This window comes from Roseomonas sp. CAU 1739, assembly GCF_039839775.1.
Classification (GTDB): Bacteria; Pseudomonadota; Alphaproteobacteria; order Acetobacterales; family Acetobacteraceae; genus Neoroseomonas.
On record NZ_JBDOQQ010000001.1, the window covers coordinates 497,768 to 513,241 of the forward strand.

Annotated in this window: 15 protein-coding genes; 12 read left to right on the forward strand and 3 right to left on the reverse strand. The window is 70.8% G+C overall.

Going from position 1 to position 15,474, the window contains the following annotated elements:
- The first annotated feature begins 107 nt into the window (after positions 1-107).
- Both AAFN86_RS02330 and AAFN86_RS02335 read left to right on the forward strand, forming a co-directional pair.
- The gene (locus tag AAFN86_RS02330) at positions 108-314 is read left to right on the forward strand and encodes a hypothetical protein (RefSeq protein ID WP_347541594.1); all 207 of its coding nucleotides are present in this window, start codon (positions 108-110) and stop codon (positions 312-314) included.
- Positions 311-1,723 (forward strand): amidase, encoded by a 1,413-nt coding sequence (locus AAFN86_RS02335; RefSeq protein WP_347541595.1) that lies wholly within the window; start codon positions 311-313, stop codon positions 1,721-1,723. The genes AAFN86_RS02330 and AAFN86_RS02335 overlap by 4 nt, the downstream gene beginning before the upstream one ends.
- A 148-nt stretch (positions 1,724-1,871) precedes the next feature.
- On the opposite strand, the gene AAFN86_RS02340 is transcribed toward AAFN86_RS02335, so the two are convergent.
- Positions 1,872-2,558, reverse strand: a complete 687-nt coding sequence (locus AAFN86_RS02340; protein ID WP_347541596.1) for a hypothetical protein — start codon at positions 2,556-2,558, stop codon at positions 1,872-1,874.
- A complete protein-coding gene (locus tag AAFN86_RS02345; protein WP_347541597.1) occupies positions 2,555-4,177 on the reverse strand; it encodes a thiamine pyrophosphate-dependent enzyme in 1,623 nt (540 codons plus the stop codon). The genes AAFN86_RS02340 and AAFN86_RS02345 overlap by 4 nt, the downstream gene beginning before the upstream one ends.
- 211 nt (positions 4,178-4,388) lie before the next feature.
- On the opposite strand from AAFN86_RS02345, the gene AAFN86_RS02350 reads away from it, so the two are divergent.
- The 10 genes from AAFN86_RS02350 (at position 4,389) to AAFN86_RS02395 (ending at position 14,853) form a co-directional block, all read left to right on the forward strand.
- A complete protein-coding gene (locus tag AAFN86_RS02350) occupies positions 4,389-5,834 on the forward strand; it encodes a circularly permuted type 2 ATP-grasp protein (RefSeq protein WP_347541856.1) in 1,446 nt (481 codons plus the stop codon).
- Positions 5,828-6,769, forward strand: coding sequence for an alpha-E domain-containing protein (locus AAFN86_RS02355; protein WP_347541598.1), 942 nt, complete (start codon positions 5,828-5,830; stop codon positions 6,767-6,769). The genes AAFN86_RS02350 and AAFN86_RS02355 overlap by 7 nt, the downstream gene beginning before the upstream one ends.
- Before the next feature lie 204 nt (positions 6,770-6,973).
- Complete coding sequence (locus AAFN86_RS02360) at positions 6,974-7,711, forward strand: peptidase (protein WP_347541599.1); 738 nt, start codon at positions 6,974-6,976, stop codon at positions 7,709-7,711.
- Between the two features lie 59 nt (positions 7,712-7,770).
- The gene (locus tag AAFN86_RS02365; protein WP_347541600.1) at positions 7,771-8,739 is read left to right on the forward strand and encodes a tripartite tricarboxylate transporter substrate binding protein; all 969 of its coding nucleotides are present in this window, start codon (positions 7,771-7,773) and stop codon (positions 8,737-8,739) included.
- A 7-nt stretch (positions 8,740-8,746) separates the two neighbouring features.
- Complete coding sequence (locus tag AAFN86_RS02370; RefSeq protein ID WP_347541601.1) at positions 8,747-9,232, forward strand: (2Fe-2S)-binding protein; 486 nt, start codon at positions 8,747-8,749, stop codon at positions 9,230-9,232.
- Positions 9,229-11,355, forward strand: a complete 2,127-nt coding sequence (locus tag AAFN86_RS02375) for a molybdopterin cofactor-binding domain-containing protein (RefSeq protein ID WP_347541602.1) — start codon at positions 9,229-9,231, stop codon at positions 11,353-11,355. The genes AAFN86_RS02370 and AAFN86_RS02375 overlap by 4 nt, the downstream gene beginning before the upstream one ends.
- Entirely contained in the window at positions 11,352-12,314 is a 963-nt protein-coding gene (locus AAFN86_RS02380) for an ABC transporter substrate-binding protein (protein WP_347541603.1), read from the forward strand. Before AAFN86_RS02375 ends, AAFN86_RS02380 begins: the two co-directional genes overlap by 4 nt.
- 150 nt (positions 12,315-12,464) lie before the next feature.
- On the forward strand, positions 12,465-13,430 hold the full coding sequence (locus tag AAFN86_RS02385; protein WP_347541604.1) for a tripartite tricarboxylate transporter substrate binding protein: 966 nt from the start codon (positions 12,465-12,467) through the stop codon (positions 13,428-13,430).
- Between the two features lie 45 nt (positions 13,431-13,475).
- On the forward strand, positions 13,476-14,210 hold the full coding sequence (locus AAFN86_RS02390; protein ID WP_347541605.1) for a thermonuclease family protein: 735 nt from the start codon (positions 13,476-13,478) through the stop codon (positions 14,208-14,210).
- A gap of 121 nt (positions 14,211-14,331) precedes the next feature.
- Positions 14,332-14,853, forward strand: coding sequence for a M23 family metallopeptidase (locus AAFN86_RS02395; RefSeq protein WP_347541606.1), 522 nt, complete (start codon positions 14,332-14,334; stop codon positions 14,851-14,853).
- 135 nt (positions 14,854-14,988) lie between these two features.
- Here AAFN86_RS02395 and AAFN86_RS02400 read toward each other — a convergent pair whose 3' ends face one another.
- Positions 14,989-15,474, reverse strand: coding sequence for a YaiI/YqxD family protein (locus AAFN86_RS02400; protein WP_347541607.1), 486 nt, complete (start codon positions 15,472-15,474; stop codon positions 14,989-14,991).

Below are 15,474 nucleotides of genomic sequence, written 5' to 3' on the forward strand. Positions count from 1 at the left end.
GGCGACCGGCGGCGGTGGGAGCGACGCTGCCAGCCGGGCACGGGGTTTGCAAATCCCGGCCCTGCCATGCCCAGGATGCGGCCTGGCGATTCAGGAGCAGTGACAGAATGGCGAGCGAACCCGTTCCTCCGACCCTGGCGGCGATCCGCCTCTGGTCCGGCGTGGAATGCCCCAATGCGGCCGGCCGGCGGAGCCTCGACGATCTCCCGGCGCTGATCCGGGAATTCGAGGCGCTGCGTGGCACGCTGGTGTTCGAGGATGAACCGTCGTCCTTCGAGGCGGCCTTGCGCGACGAAGCGGAGAAGGGCGCATGACTGACCTCGCGACGCTGTCGGTCACCGAGGCCACGGACGCCTTCGCCCGCGGCGAGGCGAGCGCCGAGGCGATGGTTTCCGCCTGCCTGGCGCGCATCGATGCGCATGACGTGAAGGTGAACAGCGTCATCCGCCTGGACCGCGACGCCGCGCTGGAAGTGGCGGCGGCGCAGGACAGGGCGCGCGCGGCTGGTGCGGCCCTCGGCACGCTGTCCGGCGTGCCGATGATGCACAAGGACATGTACTACCGCGCCGGCCGCGTCAGCACCTGCGGGTCGAAGATCCGCCGCGACTTCGTGCCGAGCGTGACCGCGACCGCATTGCGACGCCTGGATGCAGCCGGTGCCATCGACATGGGCACGTTGAACATGGCGGAGTTTGCGCAGAACCCGACCGGCCACAACGCGCATTTCGGCGACTGCCACAATCCGTGGAACCTGCCCTATTGCACGGGCGGGTCGTCGTCGGGTTCGGGTGCGGGTGTGGCCGCGCGCTTCTTCGCCGCCGCGCTGGGGTCGGACACCGGCGGTTCGATCCGCCTGCCCGCGGGCATCTGCGGCGTCACCGGCATCAAGGGCACGCAGACGCGCGTGCCGCGCACCGGGGTCATGCCGCTATCCTTCTCGATGGACAATGTCGGGCCGCTGACGCGCACCGCGCGCGACGCGGCGCGCATCATGACGGTGATCTCGGGCAGCGACGGCATCGACCCGACCGCCGCGCCGGAAGCCGTGCCGGACTATGAGGCCGCATTGACCGGCGACCTGCGCGGCCTGCGCATCGCAGTGCCGCATGAATGGTTCTTCGACAACGCCGACGACATCGTGATGACCGGCTTCGAGGCCGCGCTCGATGTGCTGAAGGCGCGCGGTGCGAGCGTCGACTACCTCGCCTGCCCTTCGCTGCGCGCCATCGGCACCTATGTCGCGGTGGTCAGCCGCATCGAGGGTGCGACCATCCACGCCAACTGGATGCGCGAGCACGCCGCCGACTACGCCATCCATCTCTCCGGCCGGTTGTTCGGCGGCTATGCCATTCCCGGCACCTATTACCTGGAGGCGCTGTCGCGCCGCGGCGCGCTGCTGCGGCAATTCTGCAAGGAGGCCTTCAGCGACCACGATATCGTCGCCACGCCGACGCTGCGCATGCGCGTGCCGACGCTGGCGGAAACCGATATCGACACCGATGCCGAAGCCAATTGGGCACGGCACATGGCGGTCTCGGCGAATACGCGGCCGTTCAACTACCTTGGCCTGCCGACCGTCAGCATCCCGATGGGCTTCGACGATCGCGGCCTGCCGATGGGGATGCAACTCTCGGCGCGGCCCTTCGGCGAGGGGCGCGCGCTGATGGTCGCCGATGCCTATCAGCGCGACACCGATTGGCACGCCCGCATGCCGGCGCTGTAACGGGTGGCGCGCGTCCAGGCGGGGGTGGAACCCGCCAGGACGCACCCCGGAGCAGGATCCGTTCGCCTTCGCTCACGCCGACTGCTCCATGCCGTTGTCTGATCGTGTGATTCGCGCCTCCGGTGCTTCCGCCCGCGGCGATCACGCTTCAGCCCGGACCGAGCGGGGGCGTGCGGTCGAAGACCGGCGGCGCGTAGCCCGCACCGTCCCAACGGTGGCGACTGACCACGGCATTGTTGCGGCGGTCGCGCACTTCGAGGTTCGGCATGCCGTCGCGGCCGCGTCCGACCGGCACCACCACCCAGCGGCGCTGCCAGCCGATGCGTCGCCCGCGCGGGCCTTCCTCGCTGTGTGCGGCCGACAGCAGGCTGCCGAAGGCCGGCCGAAGCGTCGCGCCATCACGCAGCAACAGATGCAACGCCTCAGTCGAGGTGCTACGCCCGGTCGATGTGTAGGAATTGTGGATCCGCAGCGCGATCACCGCCCGCCCGCCTAGCGGGGCGAGCCGGTCCACATCGATCCGGCAGGCCCACCAGGGGTCGATGGTGATGGGGTCCAGTTCCACCGGGCCGGCGACGGTCTCGGGCGCGCCATTCGCGCCGTCATGCATCAGCGAGACGCGCAGCGCGTCATCCACCGGCACCGCGACGACGGACAGGCCCTCCGCCTCCGGCCCCCAGGCGCCGAAACCCGAGCAGGACGGCGACCCGCCGCTTCGGCCATCCCCGGGGCCGATGAACAGGGAGCGAACCGCCGCGGCTTCCTCCACGGCGCGCGCAGCGCGGGCGGGCAGCAGCAGTGCGGGCAGGAGGGCGAGGCCGCGGCGATTGATCATCCCCGCAGCGCCTTGATCTGCGCGGGATAGCCGGAGGGATCGACGGCGACGTCGATCAGCACTGGACCCGTCGCGGCGCAGGCGGTGGCCATCGCCTCGGCGAGCTCGGCCTCGGTATTCGCCGTCAGCCCCAGCCCGCCCATCGACCGCATTGCGGCGGCCAGGTCGGCGCGCGGCCAGCCCAGCGCGCCATCCGGCAGATCGCGGCTGTCCTTCTTGATGTCGATCAGCGAGAGCGTCGCGTCGTTGAACGCCACCACCACCAGCTTCACGCCAAGCACCGCGGCCGTTGCCAATTCACCGAGCCCCATCAGCAGCCCGCCATCCCCGGTGAAGGCGATCGCCCCGCGGGCGGGATCATGCAGCGCCGCCGCGATCGCCGCCGGCAGCGCGAAGCCCATCGTCGCCAAGCCGTTCGAGATCAGCAGGTCGCCCGGCCGCGCGCATTGCCAGAAGGTGGTGGCGGGGAACATGTGCGCCCCGGCATCGACCGCCACGCGCGGGTCGAAGCCCGCCTTGCGGCAGGCGGCCTGGGTGACCTCGACCAGCCGCTGCGGTCCGATCCCGCCGCCCCGCTTCGGGTCGTTGGCGAGCGTCAGCAGCCAGGCCTCGCGCAGCGCGGCGATCGCCTGCGCGTCCCAGGCCGAATGCCGCGCACCTTCGGTGATCGCCGCCAGCGCCGGGGCGATGGCGCCCGACAGCGCGGCCGCCGGCGCGGCATAGGGCAGGGTGCGGGGCGCCGTCGCCACCTCGATCACTGGCACCGGCCAGCGCCAGGGCTTGGGGATGAATTCGACCGGATCGGCGCCGACCATGATCACCGCATCCGCCTGGTCCAGCACCGGGCCTTCCGCCGCGCCGCAGGTGAAGATGCCGGCGAAATGCGGATCGGTATCGGCGATCACGCCCTTGGCCTTGTAGGTGACCAGCGCTGGGCAACCCAATGCTGCGACCAGAGCGCGCAGTTCCGGCGCGGCGTCCACCGCTTCCAGCCCCGCCACGACGACCGGACGCTTGGCCGCCGCCAGTACGCGCCGCGCGGCGGCCACGGCGGCAGCATCGGGGCCGGGCAGGGCAGCGCGCGCCACGGCGGCTGGCAGGGCCGCCGGCTGCCTTGCGGCGCTGCCCGACAATTCGATCAGCGCCGCCCCGCGCGGCGCGGTCATCGCCGCTTCGATCGCCCGCGTCGCGGCCTCGCCGGCCGCCATCTGGCCGACCGAGAGCTGCGCCTTGGTCACCGGGGCGAGCATTGCCGCGTGATCGAAATACTGATGCGTGGCGAAGGCGCGCTCGGCGGCGGCGAAGCCATCGGCGAGCAGCACGACCGGCGCCCGGTCGAGTGCCGCATGCGCCATGCCGTTCGCCGCATTGCCGACGCCCGGGCCGCGCGTGCACAGCGCGACGCCCGGCGTGCCCGACAATTCCGCCTCGGTTGCCGCCATGATGACCGCCGAGGTCTCATGCCGCGCCAGCACGAAGTCCAGCCCGCGCGCCTTGGCCGCGGCGATCAGGTCCAAGCTCGAGCCACCCCCCGGCACGCCGTAGATCCGCCTGCTGCCGGCGCCGGCGAAGGCAGCGGCAATCGATTCGGCGGCGGTGGTCGGGGCGGGTTCGGTCATCGGTCACTCCGGCTTTCTGGATGGCCGAGGATAGGGGCGGCGGGCCGCGCTGCCCATCCGCAGACCACCCATCGCCCGCTTCCTGGGCAAAACCGCGCCCGATGTTGCGCTGCGACAGCAACGCAGGCTTGCGCCGCCCCCCCCGGCCCGGCGAGGCTGGCGACCGGAGGACTTCGCGCCGGTGACCAGGACGACCCCTACCTTCGACGAGATGACGGCCGATGGCCTGTTTCGCGGACCCTATGCCGAGATCGCCCGCTGGCTCGCCGCCACGCCGCGTGACGCGCTGGAACGACGACGACACGAGGCCGAATTGCTGTTCAAGCGCATCGGCATCACCTTCGCCGTCTATGGCGAAGGCGGCGATCCCGAACGACTGATCCCCTTCGACATCATCCCGCGCATCCTCGCACGGTCCGAATGGGAGGCCCTGTCGCGCGGCCTGGTGCAGCGGGTCAAGGCGCTGAACATGTTCCTGCTGGACGTCTATGGCGCGCAGGAGATCCTCAAGGCCGGCCGGGTGCCCGCGGCGCTGATCCAGGGCAACGAGGCGTTCCGCCCGGAGATGAAGGGCTTCGTCCCGCCCGGCGGCGTCTATACCCACATCGCCGGCATCGACGTGGTGCGCACCGACACCAATGATTTCTGGGTACTCGAGGATAATTGCCGCACGCCGTCCGGCGTCTCCTACATGCTGGAGGGGCGGGAGGCGATGCTGCGCCTGTTCCCCGGCCTGTGCGCGTCGCACCACATCGCCCCGGTCAGCCATTACCCCGAGGAACTGCTCGAGACGCTGAAATCCGTCGCGCCGGCGAATTGCCGCGGGCTGCCGCGTGTCGCCATCCTCACGCCGGGTTCCTTCAACAGCGCCTATTACGAACACTGCTTCCTCGCCGATGAGATGGGCGTGGAGGTGGTCGAAGGCCCCGACCTGTTCGTCGAGGACGACGTGGTCTTCATGAAGACCACGACCGGGCCACAGCGCGTCGACGTCATCTATCGCCGGATCGATGACGACTACCTCGACCCCAAGGTGTTCCGTCCGGAAAGCGTGCTGGGCGTCCCCGGCTTGATGGCGGCCTACAAGGCGGGCAATGTCGCGCTGGCCAATGCGCCGGGCGCGGGCATCGCCGACGACAAGGCGATCTACCCCTATGTGCCGGAGATGGTGCGCTTCTATCTGGGCGAGGAGCCGCTGCTGTCGAACGTGCCGACCTATCTGTGCGAGCGGGCCGACGACCGCGCCTATGTCCTTGAACACCTGCATGAGCTGGTGGTGAAGCTTACCCACGGGTCGGGCGGCTACGGCATGCTGGTCGGGCCGCACAGCACGGCCGAACAGCGCGCCGAGTTCGCCGCGCGCATCAAGGCGAAGCCCGCCGAATACATCGCCCAGCCAACGCTCGCCCTGTCCACCGTGCCGACGCTGGTGGACCAGGGCATCGCGCCGCGCCATGTCGACCTGCGGCCCTTCGTGCTGTGCGGCAAGGAGGTGCGCATCGTCCCCGGCGGGCTGACGCGCGTCGCGCTGCGCGAAGGCTCGCTGGTCGTCAATTCGTCCCAGGGCGGCGGCACCAAGGATACCTGGGTGCTGGAGGACGATCCCGCCGACATCGCCCGGTCCTCCACCGCATCGCAGGGTCAGTCGCAATGCTGAGCAGGACCGCCGACAGCCTCTACTGGCTCGGCCGCTACATGGAGCGCGCCGGCAACAATGCCCGCGGCCTGCAGGTGACGCTGCGCATGGCGAGCCTGACCGGCGTCGTGGACCGGCGCGACAATGCCTGGCGGGCGTTGCTCACGGCATCCGGCTGCGCGCCCGGCTTCGCCGAGACCGGTGCCGAGATGACGCAGGCCAATGTGGTGCGTTACCTCGCGGCCGACGCTTCCAACGGGTCCTCCATCCTGTCTTGCATCGAGGCGGCGCGGAGCAATGCGCGCCGCGTGCGCACGGCGCTGACCACCGACATGTGGGAAGCCGTGAACGAGACCTGGTCCGAAGGCCGCCGTACCACCGAGGCGACCTTCACGCCGGACAACCTGCCGGCCTTCCTCGATTGGGTGAAGTCCCGCACCATCCTGTTCAACGGCGCCTATGCCGACACCATGCTGCGCGACGAGGCCTGGAGCTTCGTCCGCCTCGGCACGATGTTCGAACGCGCCGACAACACCGCCCGCGTGCTCGACGTGCACCACCATGCCCTGGCGGGTGCGGAGGAAGGCGGCGCGCTCGCCTATGTCCAGTGGCAGGCGATCCTGCGGTCGGTGTCGGCGCTGCGCGCCTATCAGTGGGTGTATCATTCCCGGCTCGACCCAGAGCGCATCGCCGAGTTGATGATCCTGCGCCCGGAACTGCCGCGCTCGATGATCGCCTGCTATGCGCGCATCGAGGAGACGCTGGACGGCATCGCCGCCCTGCATGGCGGGCGGCGCGGCGAATGTCATCGGCTGGCCGGCGAGATGCACGCCAGGCTGCGCTTCGGCCGCATCGGCGACATCATGGAAGGCGGGTTGCACAACTTCCTGACCGCGACGATCGACCGCAACCTCGAACTCGGCCGGCGGATCCAGGAGTTCTATCTTCAGGCCTAGTTTCCGGACCTCACGCGCCGGCGCGCGCTTCCGCGCGCCTGGTTTGTGCGCCGTGCGCCGGCATGTCGGTCCGGGCGCGGTCGCGCTGTGCGCCCCGGCCCGATGCAAGGCACCGGGCCGCCGTTTCTGGTGAGCAGGGGCCGCCGACAGGCTTGACGCAACGGTCCTGATGACCGTCTCTCCGCCCCAGCGGAGGCAGCTTCCATGACCTATTGCGTCGGGCTCTATCTCAACCAGGGCCTCGTCATGCTTTCCGACACCCGCACCAATGCGGGAGTCGACCACATCTCCACCTTCTCCAAGATGCATCTGGAGGAAGTGACCGGCGAACGCATGATCGCCATGCTCTCCTCGGGCAACCTCGCCATCAGCCAGCAGGTCTGGTCGCGGCTGCAGGAAGGGGTGTGGCTCGATGGCGAACGCCACACGCTGCGCGACGTGCCGACCATGTTCCGCGCCGCGCAGCTGGTGGGTGCCGCAGTGCGCGCGGTGTTCGACGCCGACGGCCCATCCCTGCGCGCCCAGGGTTTCAGCTTCGACGTTGCCCTGCTGCTTGGCGGGCAGATCATCGGCCAGGCGCAGCGATTGTTCGAGATCTACGCCGCCGGGAACTTCATCGAAGCCACCGCCGACACGCCGTTCCTGCAGATCGGCGAGCACAAATACGGCAAGCCGATCCTCGACCGCGTGGTCACGCCCGAGACCACGCTGGTCGATGGCGTGAAGCTCGCGCTCATCAGCATGGATTCCACGCTTCGGTCGAACCTGACGGTTGGCATGCCGCTCGACCTGCTCGTGTATCGGGAAGGGGGCTGCTGCGCGACCTTGCGCAAGCGCATCACCGAGGAAGAGCCTTATTTCCGTTCCGTCCGCGAAGGCTGGTCGAAGAGCCTGCGCGAGGCCTATCGCGCCATGCCGGTGCCGGACTGGGTGCCGGGCTGACCCTTGCCTCCTCCCGCCGCGGCGCCCCTAATGACGGCAAGCAACGGGAGGAACAGCACATGATCGGTCGCAGGACAGCCCTGGCCCTGGGAACGCTGGCCTCGGCGACGCTTGCGCGCGGCGCCGCCGCGCAGGCTTGGCCGTCGCGGCCCATCCGCGTGATTGTCCCCTTCGGACTCGGCGGGTCGGCCGATGTGGCCGGCCGGTTCCTGGCCGAACCGCTGACCGTCGCGCTCGGCCAGCCGGTGGTGATCGAGAACCGCCCCGGCGCCGGTGGGACGATCGGCGCCGATGCCGTGGCGAAGGCGACGCCGGACGGCCACACCCTGCTGCTGATGTCCAACACCCACACGGCGAATGAGACCCTGCTGCCCAATCGCCCGTATGTGCTGATGCGCGACCTGGCCTCGGTCGCCTTCATCAACGTCGCCCACCATGTGCTGGTGGTGCATCCGTCCCTGCCGGCGCAGTCGGTGCAGGAGCTGATCGCCTATGCCAAGGCGAATCCCGGCAAGGTGGACTACGCCTCCTCCGGCCCCGGCACACCCTATCACGTCGCCGGGGAGGTGTTCCGCGCCATGGCCGGCATCGAGATCACCCACATCCCCTTCCGCGGGTCGAACGAGGCGCGCACTGCGCTGATCTCCGGCCAGGTGCCGATGATGTTCGACGCCATCCCGACCATGGTGGAACAGGCGCACGGCGGACGCGTGCGCGCGCTGGCCACCACCGGCCCGCAGCGCAGCCCGCTGCTGCCCGATGTGCCCACCGTCGCGGAAGTGCTGCCCGGCTACGAGGCCAGCATCTGGCTTGGCCTGATGGCACCCGCCGCGACGCCGCCGGCGATCCGTGAACGCCTGAACGCCGAGGTCAACCGCATCATGTCCCTGCCGGCGACGCGGGATCAGCAGCAGCGCATGGGCGCCCTGGTCGATCCGATGAGCGTGGATGCCTTCGACCGCTTCCTGCGCGCGGACATTACGCGACAGGCCGAAGGCATCCGCCTCGCCGGCATCCAGGCGAACTGAGGCAGCCATGGTCGCCTTCACGCTGAACGGCGCGGCGGTGTCGGTGGACCTGGACGGACCGCTGCCGCTGTTGCACGCGCTGCGCGGTCCGCTTGGCCTGTCCGGTCCGCGCTTCGGCTGCGGGGTGGAACAGTGCGGCGCCTGCGTCGTGCTGGTCGATGGCGCGCCGGCCCATGCCTGCACGCTGGATGCCGCCTCGGTCGCGGGGCGGCGGGTGACGACGGTGGAAGGGCTCGGCACGCCGGATGCGCCGCATCCGTTGCAGCGCGCCTTCCTCGACGAACAGGCGGGGCAATGCGGCTTCTGCCTCTCGGGTATCCTGGTGGCCTCCGCCGCGCTGCTGGCACGCGAACCCGACCCGGATGACGCGGCGATCCGCACGGCACTCGACCCGCATCTGTGCCGCTGCGGCAGCCACAACCGGATCATCCGCGCGGTGAAGCGGGCGGCGGTGGAGATGCGGGCCGATCGGCCACCGGCCGGTGCCGCATGACCAGCGACCTCGACCGCCGCGCCGCGCCGCCGGGCAAGCTGCCGGGCAGCCTTGCGGCCAATCCGCGCCTCGATCGCTGGCTCGCCTTCGACGCGGCCGGGCGTGTCATCGTCACGCCGGGTAAGGTCGAACTGGGGCAGGGGATCCTCACCGCCCTCGCGCAGATCGTCGCCGACGAACTCGATGTTGCCCTCGCACGGGTTGCGCTGCGCGCCGCCGCCACGCCCGACAGCCCGAATGAGGGCGTGACCTCCGGCAGCCTGTCGGTGCAGGACAGCGGCATGGCGCTGCGCCATGCGGCAGCGGCGGCGCGCGCCATCCATCTGCAGGTCGCCGCCCAGCGCAGCGGCGTCGCGCTCGATGCGCTTCGCGTCGATGACGGCGCCTTCCTCGCCCCGGATGGGCGGCAGGTCGGGTCGTACTGGGCGCAGGCCGATGCAGGGCTGCTGGCCTGCGACGCACCGGCCGATATCCGCGCGAAGCCACCGACGGCGCGCCGCATCGCCGGCACCTCGGCGGCGCGGCTCGACCTGCCGGACAAGGTGTTCGGTGCCGCGCGCTTCGTTCATGACCTGCGCCTGCCGGGCATGCTGCATGGGCGCGTCGTGCGGCCGCCGGCACGCCGCGCGCGGCTGGTGGCACTGCGCGACGGCACGCTGCCCGGCGATGCGATCGTCGTGCGCGACGGCGCCTTCCTGGCCGTGCTGGCGGAGATCGAGCACGACGCCGAACGCGCCGCCGAACGGCTCGCCGCGCGCGCGGGCTGGGAGGCCGAGGACACGCTGCCGCCCGAGGGCGCGCTGCCCGCCTGGCTGCGCGACGCGCCGGGCGACCATGCCGTGATCGCCGAGCGCGACGAAGCGGCGGGTGCGGCGGTGCAAACCCTGCGCGCCGCCTTCCACCGTCCCTACGTCACCCATGCCTCGGTCGGCACCTGCTGCGCGGTCGCGCGTTGGCAGGGCGGGACGCTCGAGGTCTGGACCCATTCGCAGGGCGTCTACAACCTCCGAGCCGATCTCGCGAAGGCGCTGGCGGTGGCGGAACAGGACGTCGTCGTCCGCCACATGGAAGGTGCGGGCTGCTACGGCCACAATGGCGCGGATGACGTGGCGCTCGACGCCGCGCTCGCCGCCCGCGCCGTGCCGGGGCGCCCGGTGCGGCTGCTGTGGTCGCGCGCCGAGGAACTTGGCTGGGGCCCCATGTCCTCGGCGATGCTGGTGGAGATCGAGGCATCGCTCGACGCCGGGGGCAACATCGTGGAATGGCGGGAGGAGGTGACGAGCCACGGCCATTCCTCGCGCCCGGGACGCAATCCCAGCCCGACGCTGCTCGCCGTCGAATACATGGACCCGCCGCGGCCGATCCCGAACGCGATGAACCCGCCGCTGGCGAGTGGCGGCGGGGCGCAGCGCAACGCCGTTCCGGCCTATCGCATCCCGAAGCTGACGGTCGGCGTGAAGCGGCTCGACGCCATGCCGCTGCGCGTCTCCGCGCTGCGCGGGCTTGGTGCGCCGGCCAATGTGCTGGCGATCGAATCCGTGATGGATGAACTCGCGGCCATGACGGGCGAGGACGCGCTCGACTTCCGCCTGCGCCATCTGGATGATCCGCGCGGGCGGGATGTCGTCGCCCTGGCCGCCGAGGTGTCGGGCTGGCGGGGCCGCGCCCGGCGCGAAGGCTTCGGCCTCGGCCTCGCCTATGCGCGCTACAAGAATTTCGGCGCCTATTGCGCCGTCGCGGCCGAGATCGAGGCGCTTGACCGCGTCGTCTGCCGTCGGCTGTGGATCGCCGCCGATGTGGGGGAGGTGATCAACCCCGATGGCGTGCTGAACCAGTATGAGGGCGGCGCCATCCATGGCGTGTCGATGGCCCTGAAGGAACAGGTCCGCTTTGACCGCCGCGCGGTGACCAGCGACGACTGGGACCGCTACCCGATCCTGCGCTTCTCGGAAGTGCCCATCGTCGCGGCGCGGCTGATCCCGCGCCCGGACCTGCCGCCGCTCGGGGCGGGGGAGGCTTCGCTCGCGCCCACCATCGCCGCGATCGCCAACGCCATCCACGACGCGCTCGGCATCCGTGCGCGCACCATGCCCTTCACGCCCGGGAATATCGCCGCCTCATGATCGCGCTGACGCTCGCCTGCACATCCTCCGACCGCACGCGGCCGCTGATGGATGGGCGCTTCCGCATCCCCGGCTGCGACATCACCTTCCTGCCCGGCGAACCCGAGGACATCTTCCGCCGCGCCCTGCGCGACAAGGCATTCGACATCAGCGAATTGTCGATGGGCAGCCACATCGTCACCACCGCGCGCGGCGATTCGCCCTATGTCGGCGTGCCGGTGTTCCTCTCCCGCGCCTTCCGGCATTCGGCGGTCTATGTGCGCACCGATCGCGGCATCCGCTCCGCCGCCGACCTGGCGGGACGGACCATCGGCCTGCCGGAATACCAGCAGACCGCGGCATTGTGGGTGCGCGGCTTCCTGCGCGAGCACTATGGCGTGGACACCAGGGCCATCGCGTGGCGGACCGGCGGGGAACGCGTCGCGATCACGCTGCCGGCGGGTTTCGACGTGCAGCCGCTCGGCCGGGACCTGGAAGCCGCGCTGGCGGCGGGCGAGGTCGACGCGCTGATCGGACCGCGCCCGCCGCGCTGCTTCCTCGATGGATCGGCGCCGGTCGCGCGCCTGTGGCCCGACACGCGCGCCGAGGAACAGGCCTGGTTCAAGGCGACAGGCTTCTTCCCGATCATGCACTGCCTCGCCGTGCGGAAGGACGTGGCCGAGCGCCATCCCTGGCTACCGGTCGAATTGTTCCGCGCCTTCACCGCCGCCAAGGCCGCCTCGCTCGCCGAGTTGCGCCTGGTCAACGTGCTGCGCGTCTCGCTGCCCTGGATCGCGGCGGAGGCCGAGGCGCAGATCGCGGCCATGGGCGGCAACCCCTGGCCCTACGGCTTTGCCCGCAACCGCGACGAGGTTGCCGCGATGATCCGCTACGCCGTGGCCGACGGGCTGGCCGCGCGGGAGATCGCGCCCGAGGCACTGTTCCATCCTTCCGTGCTCGACCTGATGGATGCCGGGTGAGGGGTTGCCTGTACGGCCTCATCGCCGCATCAAGGCGGTCGAGCAGATCCTGCCCAGGTATGATCGCCCGAAGGGGCGAGGATGCGCCCCCGGCCAGGGTGAGCGGTTCCAGCCGGGCGGGACCGCTCATGCGAACCAGGGAGAACGACCATGATCCGACTGACCCGCCGCACCGCCCTCGGGGTTGCTGCCGCGAGCATCGCCGCGCCGGCCGTTCACGCGCAGGGCACCGCCATCCGCATCGTCGTTCCCTTCGCCCCGGGCGGGTCCACCGATGCGGTCGCGCGGCTCGTGGCGCCGGGGCTGACGCAGCGCCTTGGCGTGCCAGTGGTGGTCGAGAACCGTGGCGGTGCGGCCGGGTCGATCGGCACCGATGCGGTGGCCAAGGCACGCCCGGACGGCCAGACCTGGCTGCTGACCTTCGACAGCCACGCCACGCTCGCCGCGCTGATCCCGCAATTGCCCTTCAACCCCGATCGCGACCTCGATCCGGTGATGCTGATCGGCGGCGCGCCCTATGTGCTCGCCTGCAAGCCGGACAAGCCGTTCCAGACCATCGGCGACGTGGTGGATGGGGCGAAGGCGCGGCCGGACGCGGTCTCCTTCGGGTCCACCGGCAACGGCACGATCGGTCACCTGACCATGGTGCTGCTGCAGGGCAAGACCGGCACGCGGATGACGCATCTGCCGTATCGCAGCGGCGGCCTCGCGGTGAATGACACCGTAGCCGGGCATGTCGACATGATGATCGGCTCGGCCGCGGTGGTCAGCCCGCATGTGCGCGGCGGCACGCTGCGCACCTTCGCCCAGTTCGGGCCGCAGCGCCTGCCGGCGCTGGCCAGCCTGCCGACCGTCGGCGAGGCAGGCTTCGAGGGTCTGGAGGCGGAGGCCTGGTGGGGTGTTTTCGCGCCGCATGGCACGCCGCAGGCGGCCGTCGCGCGGATGAACGCCGCGCTGAAGGAATCGCTGTCCGACCCGCAGGTCCGCCACACCATGGAGGACACCCAGCAGGCGCGCCTGATCATGTCCGACCCGGCGGGGCTGGCGGCCTTCGTGCAGCGGGAAGTGGCGAAGTGGAGCGCAGTCGTGCGCGACAACGCCATCCGCGCCGATTGACGCCGAATCGTCACGCCCGGCAGAAGCGGCCGGAGGACGCCCCCGATGTTCCGACGCCGTCGCACCCTGCCGCCCGAATTGCGTGACGCGCTGTGCGCGGCCGAGCGTGCGGCGCCACGCCGGGGTCGTTGGCGGCGGCACCTGTCGATGCTGCTGCCGGGCGCGCTGGTGCCGTCGCTCATCATCCTGATCGGCTATTTCGCCTTCTATCATCAGGGCGCACCTGAGCCTGTCGTGACCAACGGGCCGGCCAGCGTCCCGGCCGCACAGGCGCAGTCGGGCATCGCCCCGCGGCCCGCCGGCATGCCGCGCGTCATCTATGGCAATGCGCCGCCGGCCGTCCCGACGGCTGCGCAGACCGGCGGCGTCTTCGCCGTTCGCGCCGTCGTCGTCGATGGCGATACGGTGTCCACCGGTGGCGAAAGGCTGCGTCTGAACGGCATCGACGCGCCGGAGATGGCCCAGATCTGCGAACGCGACGGTGCTGCGTATCGCTGCGGCGAACAGGCGCGCGCCGCGCTGGGGCGCATCCTGGGCAGCGGCGCGCTGACCTGCCAGGCGATCGGGGTGGACCGCTACGACCGCCGCGTCGTGCGCTGCGTGAACGAGGACGGCCAGGACATCGCCGGGGCGATGGTTGCCGCCGGCTGGGCCATGGCCTACCGGCAATATGCCCTCGACTATGTTCCGCATGAGGATGAAGCGCGGACCCGCGGCCGGGGCATCTGGGCCGGTCGCTTCGAGCCACCCTGGGATTGGCGCCGCCGCCAAGGTTATTGAATGCTGCGGCGCAATATTCCGGTTGCGCACATTACTCCGATTTCAATCCCCCGCGGGTTGACGCTGTGACCCCGGTTACGGCCTATGACCGGAGGCTTCACCAACGGGAGAATCCCATCGCATGCGCAAGACGCGCCTGACCCGACGCTTGTCCTTTGCTGCCGGATTTGGCGCGACCTGTGCCGCCGCCTTCGCCATCGCGCCCCATGCCGCCCAGGCCGGGCCATGCGACGGCGTGCTGCCGGTGGCGGGCGAATATTCCTCGGGCTTCGGCTATCGCGGCCGGGGCTTTCATCCCGGCGTCGACATCCGCGCCCCCTATGGCGCACCGATCACCGCGGCGCGGGCGGGGCGCGTGGTCTATGCCGGCCGCTACTTCGCCTATGGCCTGATCGTGGATGTCGAACATGCGGACGGAACTGTGGCGCGCTACGCGCATCTGTCGCGTATCGCTTCGGGCGTGACGCCGGGCGCGGCGATAGCGCCCAACGGCAGCATCGGGGCGGTCGGGCGTACCGGCCGGACCACCGGCGCGCATCTGCATGTCGAACTGCGCATCGGCGGCATGCCGGTTAATCCCTGGCCCTGGCTGACGCAGACCGCGTGCCTGGAGGACCGCCAGGTGGCCGAGGCGCCGCGCTGATCCCAACGGCCGAATTCCTCGGCCGCTGGCATTCGCGTTGCCTTTCCCCCTCTGTTGCCGGCCGCAAACCCTCGGTTTGCCCGGCTTCCGGACGGGCCGCATCCACGGCCCCGTCCTGTGCCGTCGGTATCGGGCTCAGCCCTGGCGCGCCCGGCGCAGCGCCGCCTGCGCCATGGTATCGAGCGCGTTGAGGAAGCGGGACCGGTCGGCCGGTGTCATCGGTGCCGGCCCGCCGGTGATCGCACCTGTCTCCCGCAGGTGCTGGGACAGGTCCCGCCCCGCCAGCGCGCTGCCGATATTGTCGGTGGTCCAGGGCCTGCCCTTGAAGGATATTGCGAAGGCGCCCCTGGCGAGGCACCGCGCCGCCAGGGGAATATCCGCCGTCAGGCAGACATCGACGGGCCGCGCTTCCTCGGCGATCCAGTCATCGGCCTTGTCCGCACCCTCCGACACCACGACCAGCCGCACATAGGGCAGGGCGGGCGGGCGTACCGGGCGCGCGCCGTTCGTCACCAGCACCACCGCGAATCCAAGACGCCCGGCGACACGCACCGCTTCGTCGCGCACCGGGCAGGCATCGGCATCGACCAGGAAGCGAGGTGGGGCAGGTGGCGTGTCCAT

Coding starts and splice junctions, on each gene's coding strand:
- AAFN86_RS02375 (WP_347541602.1), top strand. CDS start 9,229: ATGACCAGCGACCTCGACCGCCGCGCCGCGCCGCCGGGCAAGCTGCCG.
- AAFN86_RS02340 (WP_347541596.1), bottom strand. CDS start 2,558: ATGATCAATCGCCGCGGCCTCGCCCTCCTGCCCGCACTGCTGCTGCCC.
- AAFN86_RS02400 (WP_347541607.1), bottom strand. CDS start 15,474: ATGGACACGCCACCTGCCCCACCTCGCTTCCTGGTCGATGCCGATGCC.
- AAFN86_RS02395 (WP_347541606.1), top strand. CDS start 14,332: ATGCGCAAGACGCGCCTGACCCGACGCTTGTCCTTTGCTGCCGGATTT.
- AAFN86_RS02335 (WP_347541595.1), top strand. CDS start 311: ATGACTGACCTCGCGACGCTGTCGGTCACCGAGGCCACGGACGCCTTC.
- AAFN86_RS02385 (WP_347541604.1), top strand. CDS start 12,465: ATGATCCGACTGACCCGCCGCACCGCCCTCGGGGTTGCTGCCGCGAGC.
- AAFN86_RS02390 (WP_347541605.1), top strand. CDS start 13,476: ATGTTCCGACGCCGTCGCACCCTGCCGCCCGAATTGCGTGACGCGCTG.
- AAFN86_RS02380 (WP_347541603.1), top strand. CDS start 11,352: ATGATCGCGCTGACGCTCGCCTGCACATCCTCCGACCGCACGCGGCCG.
- AAFN86_RS02370 (WP_347541601.1), top strand. CDS start 8,747: ATGGTCGCCTTCACGCTGAACGGCGCGGCGGTGTCGGTGGACCTGGAC.
- AAFN86_RS02350 (WP_347541856.1), top strand. CDS start 4,389: ATGACGGCCGATGGCCTGTTTCGCGGACCCTATGCCGAGATCGCCCGC.
- AAFN86_RS02360 (WP_347541599.1), top strand. CDS start 6,974: ATGACCTATTGCGTCGGGCTCTATCTCAACCAGGGCCTCGTCATGCTT.
- AAFN86_RS02365 (WP_347541600.1), top strand. CDS start 7,771: ATGATCGGTCGCAGGACAGCCCTGGCCCTGGGAACGCTGGCCTCGGCG.
- AAFN86_RS02345 (WP_347541597.1), bottom strand. CDS start 4,177: ATGACCGAACCCGCCCCGACCACCGCCGCCGAATCGATTGCCGCTGCC.
- AAFN86_RS02355 (WP_347541598.1), top strand. CDS start 5,828: ATGCTGAGCAGGACCGCCGACAGCCTCTACTGGCTCGGCCGCTACATG.
- AAFN86_RS02330 (WP_347541594.1), top strand. CDS start 108: ATGGCGAGCGAACCCGTTCCTCCGACCCTGGCGGCGATCCGCCTCTGG.